The organism is Archaeoglobus veneficus SNP6 (assembly GCF_000194625.1).
GTDB classification, from domain to species: Archaea; Halobacteriota; Archaeoglobi; order Archaeoglobales; family Archaeoglobaceae; genus Archaeoglobus_C; species Archaeoglobus_C veneficus.
On the sequence record NC_015320.1, the window covers coordinates 1702956 to 1718674 of the forward strand.

Genomic DNA, 15719 nt, shown 5'->3' on the forward strand with positions numbered 1-15719 from the left:
ATAAGGTTTGCGGTAAATTCCTGCCATCCATGGCAGAAAAGCTAATATCGACATAAAAGAGAAGTTTTCCATGGCCCGAATGCTACCCGTCTCACTCGTCATGTTCCTTTTGTTATCTTTGTTATCCGCAGAAGCCGTAGAAGCTGCCAAGGTTGTTGAGGTGGACATCAAAGGAGACATCAACGAGGGTACGGCCATCCAGGTCAGTAACGCCTTCAAACTCGCAGAAGAAGTTAACGCAGATGCAGTTCTGATAGTAATAGACACGCCCGGCGGTCTCGTTACCTCAATGAAAAGCATAGTCACAGAGATTCTCCAGAGCGACATTCCAGTAATAACCTACGTCCATCCTCCCGGAGCCTTTTCCGCATCAGCCGGATCATTCATCCTAATCTCCGGCCATATCGCTGCGATGTCCAATGGAACATCCGTTGGAGCTGCAACCCCCATCACCCCCATTGGCGCTGCTGAGAACAAAACGATTAACTATCTCGCAAATTACGCGAAAAGCATTGCCGAAGTCAGAGGCAGGCCAGTTGACATCGCAGAGCGATTCGTCACGGAGGGACTGAGCCTTACCGCAAGAGAGGCGTACGAGAAGGGAGTAGTTGATGTTATTGCAGACTCAAAGGGCGAGCTGTTTTCCAAAATAAACGGGAAGGAAGTGGATGTAAACGGCAGGAAGATCGTACTACACTTTGAAACCGTCGAGATAGTTAAGGCAGAAAAACCTCTCAAAGCAAGCATTTTCGAGATTCTTTCAAACCCGCAGACGGCATCGATACTGTTCCTTATCGGCCTTTATGGTCTCATATTCGGTCTTACATCTCCGGGAGTGCTACCAGAAACGATTGGAGCGATATGCCTGATCCTCTCTCTTATAGGGCTTGGTGTGCTCAGCGTCAACCTCCTGGGCATCGTTCTGATTCTCCTCGGCATCCTCTTCCTGATAGCCGAGCTAATGACTCCGACATATGGAATACTCGGTATAGCTTCGATTCTCTGCGTTACTCTCGGTGCGATCACACTCTTCAATGAGCCCCTGATGCCTAAGGATTTCTATACAACCTTCCCGACACTCATCGCTGGAATAGTGCTCGGTCTTGCAGGAATAGTTACGTTCTTCCTGATTAAGATAGCTCAGCTCAGGAAGGTGAGGAAAAAGGTAGGCGGAGAAGCCCTCGTGGGGGAAAGAGGCGAAGTTATATCCTTCCAAAACGGAAAGGGTTTTGCAAAGGTCAGGGGAGAAATATGGACGTTTGAGAGTGAAGACGAGCTAAAGCCAGGCGACAAAATCGTCGTGGTCGGAAGGGACGGATTAATACTCAGAGTGAAGAGGTTCGAGAAGAAATGAGGGACGTGGCTCTGGAGCTCGAATCTGAGACGAAGAAGTGGTTTGAGAGACTAAAAACAAAAATGAAAGACGTCAGGGCAAGAAACGACAAGGGAGATGAGTTCATAAGGAACATAGAGGCATATATCTCAGATACAATGCACTTTCTCAGCACTGGAGATCTCGTAAGGGCCTTTGAGTGTGTTGTCTGGGCGTGGGCGTGGCTCGAAATAGGCCTTGAACTCGGTTTACTCGAATACCGCGGGCAGTAGATGTCGGCGGAGAAGATAGCCATGGAGAGAACGAAGATATATCTCACGAGAAAGTTCTCCGAATATTACGCCAGAGCTACGCTGAAATTACCGAGAGAATTCAAAAGGAGGGAGTGGGCTTTCGTTCCCCTTGATGCTCTTCCAGCTTTCGTAATGCACCGCCACATAGCCTTTGAGAGCGAGGAGCAGCTTAAGACCTACATCCTCAACACGATTCCCGCCCACATTTACTACTCATCCGCTTATTATCTCCAACCCGATGCGGAAAAAATGGAGGACAAGGGCTGGATGAAAGCTGATCTAATCTTCGACATAGATGCCGACCACCTTCCCATAAAAGTGAAATCTATGGAAGCAGCTTTGAAAGTTGCAAAGAAGGAAATAATCCGCCTCGTGAAAATACTCGAAGAGGATTTTGGTATAGATGAGAAGGACATGAAAATAGTTTTTTCTGGTGGAAGAGGCTACCACCTCCACGTTTACAGTGACGAATTCACCGGCTTGGGCTCTGCAGAGAGAAGAGAAATCGTTGACTACCTCCTGCTCAACCAGCCCGCAAGATGTACCTCGACCCAGTGGCTGAGGATAGCAAGGTGCGTGGCGAAAAGGCTTGCCATTGAAGTCAAGAAAGGCAACCTGCCGAAGTACGGAATATCAGGAAAACAGCTGGAGCGTTTTCAGGCAGCGTTTAACAGAGAGACTCTCGAGAGAATAGCCGAAGGAGACTTCAGCGTGTTTAAGGGTAAGAGAGCTGAAAGAATGCTCGAAACATTCGTGGAGGAGTGCATAAACAGGCTTGCTGTACATGTGGATGCGCCGGTTACTGCGGACACAAGGAGGTTGATAAGGTTCCCGGGTTCTTTACACGGGAAAACGGGGCTGAAGGTAACGCCAGTTAGCATCGACGACATAGAGGATTTCGATCCTCTCGTAGATGCGCTTGCCTTCGGAGATGAAAAGGTTAAAATCAGAAGTCTGACGAAAGTGAGGTTGAAGATGGCAGGAGAGGAGATAAAGCTCGCTGCAGGCGAAAAAGCGGTTGTGCCGGAGTACGCTGCAGTCTTCCTTCTCTGCAGGGGGATGGCCCTCTATGGACATTGAAGAACTCCTCATAATACTCGAGAAGAGTAAAAGCAAGATTCAGCCCATAGACGAGACTCTCTACGACGAGCTGAAGAACAGAATAAGGGAGCTCGAGGAGGAGAAAAAGAGGGCTGGAGATGATGAAATCCTGAGAATTGACGACGAGCTCAGAACTCTGAGAAGAATTCAGAGAAGGCTTTTCGAAGTTAGAACGAGCAAGATAGTGAGAGCAGCATGGGCAGAGGTATGCGGGACAGCCAGCGGAATAGAGGGCTTCGAGAACCTCACAGATAAAGAGAAGAAGTTTTTCAGGAGACTCGTAGAGCTAATAAAAGAGTTTAAGCAGGAGGTACTGGAAATCCTGAGCGTAAAAGAGGAAGAGGAGAAAAAAGATAGTGGCTACATTTTGGTGAGAGTTAAGAGCGATATACCGGAATTTGAAGGTGTCGATGGAAAAACATATAAATTGAGGAAGGAAGATGTTGTCACGCTTCCGGCCCTTAACGCTAAAGCTCTCATAAAAGGAGATGCGGTCGAGATAATCGAGGTGAAAAGATGAAGTATCCGAAGAAGGTCAAAACTTACTGCAAACACTGTGGAAAGCATACGATTCACGAAGTAGAGAAAGTCAGCAAAGGCAGACAGAGCTCTCTGAGATGGATCAACAGGCAGAAGAGGAGAAGAGGTAAGGTTGGTAACCTCGGCAAGTTCAGCAAGGTACCTGGTGGAGACAAGCCGACAAAAAGAGTGAACATAAGGTTCCGCTGCACGGAGTGTAAGAAAGCTCACCACAGGCCTACATGGAGGGCGAAGAAGTTTGAACTCGTTGAGCAGTAAGGGGGTGGTTGTTGTGGGGATCAAGAAGAGCAAGTTCGTTCGCGTCAAGTGTCCCGACTGCGAGAGCGTTCAGACGATCTTTGACCACCCCTCAACCGTAGTTAAATGCCTCGTCTGCGGCAGGACGCTTGCAGAACCAACAGGCGGAAGAGGAAAGATAAAGGCGGAAGTTGTTGAGGTTCTTGAGTAACTTTGTTAAGATTTTAAACTTTTTTATGAACTTAAATTTTAAAGCCTATATACCGCCGACAGCACAAGTTTAGTTGAGATAATCGATAAAGCACTCTTTAAAAATCAGGAAAGAAGAAGTTTCAATATTACAGCCCCCTCGACTTTAAACTCCTCTGGATTTGCCTCAGTTCCCGGAATTGCTCCATAGTGCATGGGAATGTAATAACTCGCCTGTATATCTCCGGCTGCTTCAACAGCCTCTTTTACATCCATGGTGTATGTACCCCCTATCGGCAGCAGGGCTATGTCAACCCTTATGTTCTTCATCTCCGGGATTCTGTCAGTATCGCCTGCGTGGTAAATTCTAACCTTATCCACTTCCACTATGTATCCGACGCCACCCTCCTTGTGGTAGGGTTTGTTTATGTTATAGGCCGGAACTGTCTCGATTTTAACGCCTTTAACCTCCAATTTCTCTCCCGCGGAAACCTCACAGCTCTTGTACCCCTCCACAATGCAACCCTTAGGATAAACGACAACAGTCTCCTCGTCAGCGATGTTCATTATAGACTTGACGTCCTTATGGTCAAAATGATCGTGAGTCACCAGAATTAGGTCCGCTTTCTCCATACCTTTTGGCACTTCGAAGGGGTCGATGTAAACAGTCACACTCCCCTTTATTCTAAAACCGGCATGCTTGAGGTATGTCACCTCAACACCTTTATACACAAATGTGCTTTCATCCTTCATAAAACATAATAGATTTCAAAACTATATAATTTTTTCGAGTTTTCCGAAAATATTACCAGATATAGACGCAGTGAGGCTTATCCTCCCGCAATGGGCGGAAAAATTGCTATAACATCTCCATCTCTAATTTCGACATTATCTCCAATGTCTTTTATGTTCCTCCCGTTTACAGTGATTATCCTGTCCTGCCTTATTTTTCCATTTTCATCAAAAACATCTTCAAGAAACTCCTTTCCAAGGATTTCGGCTGCCGACCTGAATGCACTCTCCAAGTTGCCGTCGCACTCCACTTCCAGGGCCTTAGTCCCGTATTTATCTCTAAATGTTGCAAACAATTCGATTTTGACTTTCATTAATCTATCATCCTCCTAAAGGCTATTTAATTCCTTCTGCTGATTCTACCCGGGCTACAATTTTTGGAGCTAAAAACCGGCACAATATACAACCACATTACCGACAGCACAATATGGCTTATCACAAAAGAAATTAAAAATTAAAAGAGATTTACAGCTCAATTTCAAGCTCCTTGAGCTTCTCCTCAGTGGGCACTCCGTTAACCCAGCCCCTGAGTTTGTAGTACTCTTCCTTCATCTTTTCGAGGTCAACGACCTGTCCCTGTGCTGCTCCTTCCGGCATGGGTTCTGCAAGCAGCCTCTTTGGCAGTGTGTCGTCCTTTCCGTCGAAGCCATACTTGTTTATTATAACTCTCTCGAGGTTGTAGATTCTCTCTCCAATTTTCATTATGTCTTCGCTGCTCATATCCCAGCCTGTGACCGCTGAAAGGAGAGTCGCGTAGTCCTCCGCACCCAGTGCGAATGTTGCGAAGAGGCAATTCACCGCAGAATTTACGACGCACGTGAAGTCCTGGAAAGCCTTGACCCATTGGGCCTTGCCCTCTGTGGTAAGTGGGTCAATTTTCTCTGGCAGTCCGAGAATCTCTGGCGAGATTGTGTATCCCGTTACGTGGCAACCTCCTCTGTTTGCAGTTGCGTAGTTCAATCCAATACCCTTGGCACCCCTTGGGTCGTATGCTGGCAGCTCAAGACCCTTTACGCTCATTGAGAGCTCGGGGTTGCCGTATATTTCGGCAAGCCTCTTTGAACCGAGAGCAAGATACTTACCAAATCCGCTCTTGTACGCTGTTCTCCAGACCATTTCAACCATTGCCGCAGCATTTCCAAATCTCAGATCGACGCCCTCAAGGTCCTCGTCCGGAATGTATCCCTTCTCCCTGAGCTCCATCGCTGCCGCGATTGTTGAACCCATGGAGATTGTATCCATACCGAGTTCATCACAGAGGTGGTTTGCCTTGATTATCGCCGCAAGATCAGTTACGTTTGTTGATCCACCAAGAGACCAGATTGACTCGTACTCCGGCCCTTCAGAGTACAGTATCTGGAACGGGCCGGTCTCGACCTTGGTGATTCTCGCACATCCAATCTGGCATCCCCAGCAGGCGCCGTTTCTGATCAGGTATTCCTTAGCCAGCGTCTCACCGCTGATGTCGTCGGCCTTCTCGTTTACACCCGTCTGCCAGTTCTTGGTGGGGAATATGCCAGCATTGTTTATAACGTTCACAAGAACGGCCGTACCGTATGTTGGCAGCCCTTCGCCGGTAACGGGGTTCTTTCTCATCTTCTCGAGTGCCGTTTTTGCGAGTTCCTTGAACTCATCGGGCTTGGCAACTTCAACCTTCTGATCTCCAGCAACAACTATTGCCTTGAGGTTCTTTGAACCCATTATGGCTCCAACACCCGTTCTACCAGCAGCTCTGTGATCATCATTCATGATGCTGGCAAAGAGAACCTGGTTCTCTCCGGCAGGCCCGATGCACGCAACACTGCACCTCTTCCCAACCCTCCCGCTCAGAATCTTTGTGGTGTCAAAGGTCGTTCTGCCCCACAGATCCGCTGCACACTTGAGTTCTGCGGTTCCATCAACTACTTCTAAATAAACAGGTTCCTCAGCCTTACCTTTGATAATAATGGCATCAAATCCGGCAAATTTCAGATAGGGGCCCCACTTACCTCCAGAATTTGCACTTGCAACAGAGCCGGTGAGTGGGCTGCGTAATGCCATCACGTGGTATCTACCAGGAGTGGGAAACCTTACGACACCCGTCGCGGGGCCCGTGGCGAATATCAGCACGTTTTCCTCGCCAAGCGGATTGATGTCCTTAGGGGCGATTCCCTTCTTCTCATATTCCTTCAAAATTTTGTACAGGAGATACGTCGCGTAGCCCTTTCCACCGAGGTATTTCTTCGCAATCTCCATGTCGGTGGGCACTGTTTTGATTGTTCCGTCGCTAAGATTCACTTCTAGAACCTTACCCGTATATCCATTGCTCATGATGGTATTGATAACTTCAAGATATAAATATCTCGTTAAGAATGGCTAAACATAACGGTACAGCGGTGAATTTTTTAGCTTGGCGAAAATCTACCGGCGTGGAACTGATCGAAAAAGTGGAGGAGCTAAAGCACAGAATAAGCGACGTCGTTGATAGAAGAATAGCCGAATTCATGGAGCTTCACAGGAAAGGAAACAGAGAGTGGTTTTTAGAGCTGTGCTTCTGCATTTTAACGGCAAATTCATCGGCTGAACTCGGAATAAAAATTCAGAATGAGATTGGGGAAGGCTTTCTGACCTTGAGCGAGGAAGAACTCGCAGCAAAGCTTAAACTGCTTGGCCATCGATTTTACAACGTAAGAGCAAAGTACATAGTCAGTGCAAGAAAGTTCGAAAGAATCAAGGAAATCGTAACCATCATGGATCCTTTCGAGGCGAGAGAGTGGCTTGTGGACACTATAAAAGGAATTGGTTATAAGGAAGCAAGCCATTTCTTGCGAAACGTTGGATATCTCGACTTCGCCATCCTCGACAGGCACATTCTGCGAATTATGAGCGAATATGGGCTGATAGAGATACCGAAGAGTCTCAGCAGAAAAAGATACATAGAAATCGAAGAAGTATTCAAAGAACTCGCCAGAAAAGTCTCTTTGAGGCCGGGAGAACTCGATTTATATCTGTGGTACATGAAAACGGGGAAGGTTTTGAAGTAATTCAATTGCTAATTCTACGCAGCTTTATGGGTTGTACCTGGACACTGTCCGTGTATATGCCTTCGAATTTTTCAGCAACTTAGCCCCAATCAGCTTACCTCCTAAAACCACACACAGGCATCCACATTATCTAAAAGAACCATGCAATAATCCCCGCAAACAGAAGGGCAGGCAACATATTCCCCACTCTAAGTTTTCTTATCTCAAGAAGGTTCATTCCTATGGCAACGATTAGCAGACCACCAGTTGCAGAAATTTCGTTCACCACGTGCTCGGTCATGTAAGGGGAGATGAAAGAGGCAATTACACTGAAGAAACCCTGATAAGCAAGAACGCTAAGGCTTGAGAAGGCCACACCAACGCCGAGGGTTGATGCAAGTGCAATAGATGCGATGCCGTCGAGCATGGACTTCGCGAGAAGCACTGACATGTCTCCCGTCAGCCCCTCCTGTATGGGGCCAATTATTGCCATTGGGCCAACGCAGTAGAGGAGTGTTGAAGCAACGAATCCTTCAGCAAACTTCGAGCCTTTGAATTTCTCCTCTACGCGTCTTCCAAAAGCCTCGAGCCTTGCCTCTATTCCCATTGCCTCTCCAGCAGCCGTACCGAGAAGCATGCTCGCTGTAATTACGAGGAAGTTTTCCATTTTCAAAGCAAGACTTAAGCCGATAAGCATGACTGGAAGGCCAAGGGCATTCATCAAAGACTCCCGCATCCTTTCCGGCATCCTTGAGCCTATGAGTATTCCTGCAGCACTCGCTGCAAGAACCGTCGCTGCGTTAATCAGCGTACCGAGCATTCATCTACCAAGGCAGGAAGTATTTAAAATGGCTTCCATTTAAATGTAAATTAAAGATACGCGTCTCAAAATTTCTGATGAAGATAGATGTTGTTAGCGGTGTTAGTAATGGCAAGGTACGATTTGAAAAAGACGATCCTTGAAACAATCTAATGACAAAAAAATTCCAATAAAGTTCTAAGTTATGGTCTTGAGCAAAACTATTTATACTAAAAATAACAACCAAAACCATGGGTAGAAAACGCGTCTACGAAGTAGTGAAGCATCTGCCAGCAGAAGAACTCGATAGAAGAATCAAAAGGCTTGAAAAAGACACGAGAGTTCTTAAGAGACTTTACTTCATAAGATACCTCTATAAAGGAATGAACGTTGAAGAAGCCGCCGAACTCGTAGGAATTACCAAAGCAACAGGCTACGCATGGCTAAAAAGGTGGAACTCAAAAGGCTACGAAGGCTTAATTCCGGAATTTGGAGGAGGAAGGCCAGCAAAACTCACGAAGGAGCAGAAAGAGAAACTCAGAGAGATGCTAAAAGAAGGGGATTCGTGGACGACGAAAGAAGTTCAGGAGCTAATTGAAGCTGAGTTTGGAGTTAAGTATTCTTCGTGGCAGGTCAGGAGAATTCTCAGATCTTTTGGCATGAAATACGCTAAACCTTATCAGAAGGATTACAGAAAGCCCGATAACGCTGAGGACACTTTAAAAAAACCTGGATGAAGCTGAGATTGATCAAGACATCCTAGGATTCATTGATGAGATGGCAGTCGAAGCGAATGCAAATACTGCAAGGCTGTGGAGTTTCGGAAAGCCGGTTAAAAGAGTTGCCACGTACGTCAAAGCTAAGGTTTCAGGATTCTATAGCTTGAACGGAGAGAGCGTAATAGAGTTTCCAGAAAGAAACAGGACTGAAGAATTCATAGCATTTCTAAAAAAGATTAGAGAAGCAAATCCTGGGAAAAGAATCGTGATCGTTCTCGATAATTTCAGGACGCATCATGCAAAGAAAGTGAGAGAGGAAGCTGAAAAGCTTGATATTGCACTGGTTTATCTCCCTCCCTACTCTCCCGACTTGAATCCGATTGAGAACGTTTGGAAGAGCGTTAAAAGGTTTGTTTCTGAAGTATCTCCGCTGAATATAGAGGAGCTGAAGGAAACGATTTCCAAGGCTTTCAGAAAGTTAACTGAATCAATCTCCTTTGCAACGGCTTGGATTGAGAAGTTCTTGGGAGATAAGTTTAAGATGTTTTGCACCTAACCATAATTTTAGCCCTTGAAGGGTTTGACGAGGCTATGGAAAAGACCAAGGAACCGCTACAATAGTCTTACAACCGAATATACTTGGTACAGCCCGAAAACTACCGTGGGGATCTACGCAGATATGAATGCTTTCCTCGTCGTCAAATTGCGATGTCTTGGATCTATATTTAACTTTTTTGATTTTGTAGCTATATAATTTGCTATTCTAACAATTTTAAGTTTCATCATGCCTTGATAATAACAAAAAAGAGTTAAATTTTAAATGAGAGAATGTAGAGAATTAAGTCGGAGCACAACATAGAGGTGGTTAAATGTACAGGTTTGCGGTGGAAGATGAGAAGGTACTGATGTGGTTGAGTTTAACTCTGCTATCATTGAGTATTCTTGCAGGTATTATAATATTGACGAATTACCGACCTAAAGATATTATGAATGTTGTTTATTTCGTAAGTATATTGTCTTTTGGAGTGGTTGGCATGGCTTTAGTTTATAGTTCTACACAGGGCAAGATAGCTACCAAATATAAAAATAAACACATTAGATATCTATTAGCTTGTGCCGGGTTTGTTATATACGCTATATCGATTATAGTTGCATCAAATTTTGTGATCGAGTCCAGTGATCCAATTTCACTGTTTCTTTCTGGGCTAATTATTTTATTTTTCATTGGATTGATTACAACTTATAATAAATTAAAGAAGATTTCAAGGGAAGAACGCCATGAATGTGTCTAAAGTGTGCTTGTTAATTTCTTGCTTAATTTATATAATTTCTTTTTTTGTCGGAGTATTCATCACCGCCAAGATGAACTCCAATGCTATAGTTTATCTAAGCAGTTAATAAACACAGAACGAGAAAAATAAGTCTCCAGATTTGTTTATGATATTTCTTAAAAATAATCTTCGTTTAATTTGTTTGATAGTAACTGGGGGATTCGTCTTTGGTTTTCTGACATTTTTAAACCTCTACATTAACGGAATGTATCTTGGAACTATGGTAAATAGTGCCGTAGACAAAATAGGCCTCAAAACCATATACCTAATCTTACCCCACGGCATATTCGAAATTCCAGCTATAATCATAGCGGGAGCTGCTGGCTTCAAGATACCCTACGAAATCATCCGATATTTAGCTGGCAAGAAGGAAAAAATCCTGACAAAACAAGATATCAAGGAATATCTAATCTTTAGCTTTAATCTCCATCGTATTAATAATCATAGCAGCATGGATTGAGGCAAATGTAACGTTGAAGATTGCTCAAGCGATGCTGAAGACGAAAGGTATTTGAAGATTTGAGGTGATTTAAAAAGCATGACAAAAGTAATTGAGGTGATATATGAAAAAGGGGTTCTCAAACCCCTTGAAAAGATCGATCTGAAAGAAGGAGAGAAAATAAAAATAGAAATAAAAAGGAACATAAATCACCTGAGAGGAAAGTACGGAAAAGTCAAGAAGACCGAATTATTAAAATTAAAGGACGAAATTTATGACAGAAGAAGCCATATTTGTAGATAGCTCTGTATTTCTAGCGTTTTTTGTAGATGGTGTGGATATTTTTGAAAAACTTAAAGGTAGGTTTGTTACCTCGATAAATGTTGTTGAGGAGGTAGCATACGTCCTGATAAAGGAGAAAGCAAAAGAAGTAACGGGAATCGAAAAACACTATGATCTGCTAACGTATTTAAGGGAGAATCCAAAAATTACGGCAGAAATTGCAAAAGAAGTTATTTCTGATATCTCAAGCGTCCTTGATTTCCTAGAAATTACAGTCTTACCTCCTGCAAAACATACAGATATGTTTGATGTTATCGAAGCCTATGGCATGCTTCCAAACGATGCTTTAATTGCTGCTACATGCAAATATCACGGAATAAAGAGGATAGCAACCTTCGATGGTGATTTCAAGAGAGTCGATTTCCTTGAAGTTATTGATTAAAGAATCATAGAAGTATAGTAATCGAGTAAACTTGGTAAAGTCCGAACGCAACTGTGGGAATAAGTGCCGAGACAAAAGCATTCTTAGTCGTCAGATTTCGGGCATGCTTTATTGCAAATGTCCACAGTGTTAAAGACCATACGGTTATTGCCAGATTTATGATTAGGTTGGAGTAAATTAAATCCTGCGGGAGGATAGATAGCAAAATGGACTTCATAATTTCCGGGTTCTGCTGTAACTGTTCCATGCTAATCTTCGGAACTTCTGCATTTGATATGTAGTAGGCTGACATGGGAATAGTCACAAGAGAGCCGACAAGCGAAGGTAGGAAGCCGTAACCAGTAAACTCGAAGGTTCTTCTGAATGAGCCTTTGCCGTCAAATAATGCTGACAGTCCGTGCATAATTACCGCTAATATCAACCAGACCGCAAAGATGCCGATAAAAGAGCTGACTATGCCGATGTACGCTCCTACTGTGAAAAATTTAGCTATTTCAGTAGGAAAAGCCTGAGAAATCTTAGTTACAAGCAAATACTGATACGCTGAAACCAGAATTGCCAAAACAATTACGATTATCATCGGTTTCCTTATTCTAACTTCTCCCTCCTTCAGATCTTCAAAAAACCTGTCAGGGTTCGTTATCAGCTTCATGGCAAACCGGAATACTAACGGATATTTAAACATTTAGGTTAATTAAATGAAAAATAAAAATTTGTAAGTTTCATACTTTTGGATAATTCTCACAGGTTTGGAAAATTCTCACGGGTTGAAACACACATTAATTACGTTATGAGCATAAAATTAATTTTTAAATTTTTTAAACTTTGAGTAAAGTTTCATAGTATGGAAAATGTAAAAAAGTATTGTTGGATAAATTTTTATATATCAGAAGTTAACAAGATATGCCGAAGCATGGCGTAAGGAGGTATGGAAATGTACGGGTTTGCGAGGGTTGAGGACGAGAGGGTTGTGAAAGTGCTTGCTTTGATGGGGTTGCTGGCGATGGTTGGGATGGCAGTGATGCCTGTAGTCGTCGGGGATGTCGGAGCCGCATTAGCCGGTGCATATGCAGGCTATACAGCTCCGGACCAGATAAGCGCAATACTTGGCGGTGCAACCAGTGGCTGGTTCGTTGGCGTAGCAGCAGCGGGATTGTTTTGGGCTGGTGTGCCCTTCGCCGTAGCTTTAGCACTTGGCCTCTAATCATAATTTTTTTATTAGCCAAAAAAGGTGAAAGACAATGATTAAACCAATAATAAACATACTCTTTTTCCCAGAGGCGTGGATATACAACCTATCTAAAAGACAAAAAAATGTAAATAGTGATTTGTCCAATAGACTACTAGCTTTATCAGTCCTCTGGCTGTTATTTAAGATAGGTATTATTGTAGTCGCAGTATTGAAGGTCGTTTTCGAAGTTAAATTACTGACAAGAACTACAGATGTATTTATCTACCTCGGAGCGTTAGTAGTTCTTTTAACTGTTACTTCAATAAGCTTGCGCAAGGAGCAACCATGGAAAGTAGAAAACTGAACCGCATTAAAAGCAATGGTATTGTAATCTTACTTTCGGCTATATGTTATTTTTCTGGGTTTTTTGCAATAATTACTCACATCCACCCGCCAGCCCATATGAGTTCTGCAAATATCCAAACGTTTTCAAATGACATAAAAGATATATCCGATACGAATTTTAATAAAATAGTTAAGACTAATACTTCTCTTATAGCATTATTGTTATTAGGTTCACTTTCAATGGGTTTGACAACTTTACTAAATTTAACTATAAATGGCGCTTCTCTTGGTATTCTCATCGCAACAAGTATTCAAAATGGTGCAACAGCTGGTGAGATTATCCTTTTAACAACCCCACACGGCATATTCGAAATCCCCGCCATAATCATAGCAGGAGCAGCAGGTTTCAAAATTCCCTATGAAATCATAAGATATTTAGCGGGTAGAAAAGAGCAAATTCTGACAAAAGAAGACATCAAAGAATACTCCACAATGGCTTTAATCTCCATCATTTTAATAGTAATAGCAGCATGGATAGAGGCAAATGTAACTCTAAAAATCGCCGAAGAGATGATTAAATCCAGTAGGTAGTGAGGATGAAATGCTGGTGGAAAACTCAAAAAGTCAAAATCAGACCAGAAGAAAAACTTTTAACCAGCTAAAGAGGTGCAGGAGTATGAAAAGACTTTTGCTGGCCTTACTAACGCTACTTGTACTCCTAACCCTCACCACACCGGCTTCAGCCCACATAGTCGCAAGCGTAGAACTCAGACCAAGTGTTCTGCTGCCGGGCGACACCGCATACGGCACCCTCACACTCACGAACAAGGGAACGACAAGCATCAAGGTAACGGGTGTCACGTTCTTCTCCGATCTAAAGGTTGAGCCAAAGAGCATCTCCTCGATAGGTTACATCCCACCAGCAGGAAGCTACGAGTTGCCATTCAGGATTAATGCCGAGAAGGTGGGCCTGTACACTGTTGAAGCTCACATATACACCACCAACGGTACGCTAAAGCAGATAATCCTGATCGACGTCAGAGATCTGATGCCCGAGATTGTATTAACATCAGCCATAACGCTAAACGAGGTTAATACAGTCCAATTCACTCTTTCCGACCCTATAGGTGTTAGCAACGTCAAAATAGAGCCCCTCTTCGATGCTGAGCCGAAGGTTATCTATCTGAGTGATTCGGAAGGAGTGTTTACGTACTATGCCTCCGAGAAGAAGGAACTAAGCTTCAAGATAAGTTTCTACAACGGTGAAAATTACCACGAAATAGTCCAGACTATCACGCCGGAATACAGGGAAAGCAAGGGTGTCCTCCTAAACGTGTCGCTGCCATACAACGTGGTTCCACTAAAGGATGTCGTTCCGGTCAAAGTTGAGATAACGAACCTCAGAAACGACGCAATTTACTCAATTCAGGTTACTGTAAAGACTGATAACTTCACAAAAACGACCCAAATAGCGTCGCTGAACAGCATGGGCAGCAGCCAGATCAGTTTTCTCTGTCCTGCTGAAAAACCTGGCGAACAGACCATACTAATCTGCGTCAGTTACAGAGATTGCCTCAACAACGAATACAGCACAGAAAAGCACGTTTCAGTTCAGATACTCAACGAGAAGGCTGTTGTCGTCAGCAACATAGATGTGGAGTGGGACAACGGCCTCAAAATTTCGGGAGATGTGAGCAACAGCGGGAAGAGTAAAGTCTACAACGTCATGCTCGCACTGCTGGCCGACAGGGCTGTAAAGACCTACTACCTCGGTACGATAGATCCATCGGACTTTGACACATTTGAGTTCACCGCCGAGAACGTGACATCTGCAAAATTACTCGTTACATGGAATAACGAGCTGGGAGAAAAGGTTGAGGAAGTTCTACCCCTTGAAATTCCCTCCAAACCCGAATTCAGGACACAGTCCAGTCCGGCTGTTATTGTGGTGAGTGTCGTTGTCCTTGTAATCGTTGTTGCCATCGTAGCCATCGCATGGGTAAGGCGAAGATGAAAGACGTGGTTATCGAGCTCCAGAACGTAAAAAAAGTCTACAAAACCGGAGCCGCAGAGGTTTACGCCCTCAACGGAGTGAGCATGAGCGTGGAACGAGGAGACTTCATAGCCATCATGGGCCCATCAGGAAGCGGGAAGTCGACGCTCCTCAACCTCATCGGCTGCCTGGACAAACCTACAGAGGGTAGAGTAATCATAAACGGCGTTGATACATCGAACCTAACAGACAAGCAGCTTACGGAACTCAGGAGAGACACGATAGGCTTTATCTTCCAGCACTACAACCTGATTCCAACGCTTACGGCATTTGAGAACGTTGAGCTGCCGATGATATTCAAAGGTGTACCCAAAGCAGAGCGAGAGGAGCGAGCAAGAGAACTTCTGAAGCTCGTAGGACTCGAAAGAGAAATGCACAGAAAACCAAAAGAACTAAGCGGTGGGCAGCAGCAGAGAGTTGCCATAGCAAGAGCATTAGCCAACAAACCCTCAATCCTGTTGTGTGACGAGCCGACAGGCAACCTCGACACGAAAAGCGGAAGGGCAATCATGGAGATTATTAAAGGGCTGAACGAGGAAGGCGTTACAGTCGTGCTCGTAACCCACGACCCTGCAGTTGCTGGATTTGCTGAAAGGGTCGTTAGAATCGTTGATGGTGTGCTTGTCGAGAGTGTGCAGCAGGTGTGACAGC

General features: G+C 44.1%; 22 protein-coding genes. 17 read left to right on the forward strand and 5 right to left on the reverse strand.

The features are described from left to right. Positions 1 to 70: 70 nt before the first annotated feature. The 6 genes from ARCVE_RS09495 to ARCVE_RS09520 are packed head-to-tail and all read left to right on the forward strand — an operon-like array spanning position 71 to position 3715. Positions 71 to 1354, forward strand: a complete 1284-nt coding sequence (locus tag ARCVE_RS09495; protein ID WP_013684557.1) for an NfeD family protein — start codon at positions 71 to 73, stop codon at positions 1352 to 1354. Then, positions 1351 to 1605 carry a DUF357 domain-containing protein gene (locus tag ARCVE_RS09500; protein WP_013684558.1) on the forward strand — a complete coding sequence of 85 codons (255 nt, stop codon included), beginning with the start codon at positions 1351 to 1353 and terminating at the stop codon, positions 1603 to 1605. The genes ARCVE_RS09495 and ARCVE_RS09500 overlap by 4 nt, the downstream gene beginning before the upstream one ends. Continuing rightward, entirely contained in the window at positions 1606 to 2706 is a 1101-nt protein-coding gene (priS, locus tag ARCVE_RS09505; RefSeq protein ID WP_013684559.1) for a DNA primase catalytic subunit PriS, read from the forward strand. After that, entirely contained in the window at positions 2696 to 3247 is a 552-nt protein-coding gene (locus tag ARCVE_RS09510) for a hypothetical protein (RefSeq protein ID WP_013684560.1), read from the forward strand. Before priS ends, ARCVE_RS09510 begins: the two co-directional genes overlap by 11 nt. Continuing rightward, positions 3244 to 3525 (forward strand): 50S ribosomal protein L44e, encoded by a 282-nt coding sequence (locus tag ARCVE_RS09515; RefSeq protein WP_013684561.1) that lies wholly within the window; start codon positions 3244 to 3246, stop codon positions 3523 to 3525. Before ARCVE_RS09510 ends, ARCVE_RS09515 begins: the two co-directional genes overlap by 4 nt. Positions 3526 to 3538: 13 nt before the next feature. After that, entirely contained in the window at positions 3539 to 3715 is a 177-nt protein-coding gene (locus ARCVE_RS09520) for a 30S ribosomal protein S27e (protein WP_013684562.1), read from the forward strand. 104 nt (positions 3716 to 3819) lie between these two features. Here ARCVE_RS09520 and ARCVE_RS09525 read toward each other — a convergent pair whose 3' ends face one another. From ARCVE_RS09525 to ARCVE_RS09535, 3 genes are all read right to left on the reverse strand, one after another. Next, positions 3820 to 4446, reverse strand: coding sequence for an MBL fold metallo-hydrolase (locus ARCVE_RS09525; protein ID WP_013684563.1), 627 nt, complete (start codon positions 4444 to 4446; stop codon positions 3820 to 3822). Between the two features lie 77 nt (positions 4447 to 4523). Then, a complete protein-coding gene (locus ARCVE_RS09530; RefSeq protein ID WP_013684564.1) occupies positions 4524 to 4799 on the reverse strand; it encodes a MoaD/ThiS family protein in 276 nt (91 codons plus the stop codon). A gap of 151 nt (positions 4800 to 4950) precedes the next feature. Then, positions 4951 to 6795, reverse strand: a complete 1845-nt coding sequence (locus ARCVE_RS09535; RefSeq protein ID WP_013684565.1) for an aldehyde ferredoxin oxidoreductase family protein — start codon at positions 6793 to 6795, stop codon at positions 4951 to 4953. A 98-nt stretch (positions 6796 to 6893) separates the two neighbouring features. On the opposite strand from ARCVE_RS09535, the gene ARCVE_RS09540 reads away from it, so the two are divergent. Further along, positions 6894 to 7508, forward strand: coding sequence for an N-glycosylase/DNA lyase (locus ARCVE_RS09540; RefSeq protein ID WP_013684566.1), 615 nt, complete (start codon positions 6894 to 6896; stop codon positions 7506 to 7508). 130 nt (positions 7509 to 7638) lie between these two features. Here ARCVE_RS09540 and ARCVE_RS09545 read toward each other — a convergent pair whose 3' ends face one another. After that, complete coding sequence (locus tag ARCVE_RS09545) at positions 7639 to 8307, reverse strand: DUF554 domain-containing protein (protein WP_013684567.1); 669 nt, start codon at positions 8305 to 8307, stop codon at positions 7639 to 7641. A gap of 230 nt (positions 8308 to 8537) precedes the next feature. Here ARCVE_RS09545 and ARCVE_RS11155 point away from each other — a divergent pair. From ARCVE_RS11155 to ARCVE_RS09575, 5 genes are all read left to right on the forward strand, one after another. After that, positions 8538 to 9561 (forward strand): IS630 family transposase gene (locus ARCVE_RS11155; protein ID WP_013683522.1). Its coding sequence is split into 2 segments (ribosomal slippage): positions 8538 to 9008 and positions 9010 to 9561, totalling 1023 coding nucleotides; the frame shifts between segments, so codons are not numbered across the junction. Positions 9562 to 9874: 313 nt separating this feature from the next. After that, positions 9875 to 10297 (forward strand): hypothetical protein, encoded by a 423-nt coding sequence (locus ARCVE_RS09560; protein WP_013684568.1) that lies wholly within the window; start codon positions 9875 to 9877, stop codon positions 10295 to 10297. Between the two features lie 145 nt (positions 10298 to 10442). Continuing rightward, positions 10443 to 10796, forward strand: a complete 354-nt coding sequence (locus ARCVE_RS11650) for a stage II sporulation protein M (RefSeq protein WP_013684570.1) — start codon at positions 10443 to 10445, stop codon at positions 10794 to 10796. Positions 10797 to 10874: 78 nt separating this feature from the next. After that, positions 10875 to 11078 (forward strand): antitoxin family protein, encoded by a 204-nt coding sequence (locus ARCVE_RS09570; protein ID WP_013684571.1) that lies wholly within the window; start codon positions 10875 to 10877, stop codon positions 11076 to 11078. Further along, entirely contained in the window at positions 11050 to 11499 is a 450-nt protein-coding gene (locus tag ARCVE_RS09575) for a type II toxin-antitoxin system VapC family toxin (RefSeq protein WP_013684572.1), read from the forward strand. Before ARCVE_RS09570 ends, ARCVE_RS09575 begins: the two co-directional genes overlap by 29 nt. A 4-nt stretch (positions 11500 to 11503) precedes the next feature. Here ARCVE_RS09575 and ARCVE_RS09580 read toward each other — a convergent pair whose 3' ends face one another. Further along, complete coding sequence (locus ARCVE_RS09580) at positions 11504 to 12151, reverse strand: Yip1 family protein (protein WP_013684573.1); 648 nt, start codon at positions 12149 to 12151, stop codon at positions 11504 to 11506. A gap of 282 nt (positions 12152 to 12433) precedes the next feature. On the opposite strand from ARCVE_RS09580, the gene ARCVE_RS09585 reads away from it, so the two are divergent. From ARCVE_RS09585 to ARCVE_RS09605, 5 genes are all read left to right on the forward strand, one after another. Further along, complete coding sequence (locus tag ARCVE_RS09585; RefSeq protein ID WP_013684574.1) at positions 12434 to 12703, forward strand: hypothetical protein; 270 nt, start codon at positions 12434 to 12436, stop codon at positions 12701 to 12703. Between the two features lie 37 nt (positions 12704 to 12740). Beyond that, entirely contained in the window at positions 12741 to 13034 is a 294-nt protein-coding gene (locus ARCVE_RS09590; protein WP_013684575.1) for a hypothetical protein, read from the forward strand. Then, on the forward strand, positions 13016 to 13606 hold the full coding sequence (locus tag ARCVE_RS09595) for a stage II sporulation protein M (protein WP_013684576.1): 591 nt from the start codon (positions 13016 to 13018) through the stop codon (positions 13604 to 13606). Before ARCVE_RS09590 ends, ARCVE_RS09595 begins: the two co-directional genes overlap by 19 nt. 85 nt (positions 13607 to 13691) lie before the next feature. Then, a complete protein-coding gene (locus ARCVE_RS09600) occupies positions 13692 to 15029 on the forward strand; it encodes a hypothetical protein (RefSeq protein ID WP_013684577.1) in 1338 nt (445 codons plus the stop codon). Beyond that, the gene (locus ARCVE_RS09605) at positions 15026 to 15715 is read left to right on the forward strand and encodes an ABC transporter ATP-binding protein (protein ID WP_013684578.1); all 690 of its coding nucleotides are present in this window, start codon (positions 15026 to 15028) and stop codon (positions 15713 to 15715) included. Before ARCVE_RS09600 ends, ARCVE_RS09605 begins: the two co-directional genes overlap by 4 nt. The last annotated feature ends 4 nt before the right edge of the window (positions 15716 to 15719 follow it).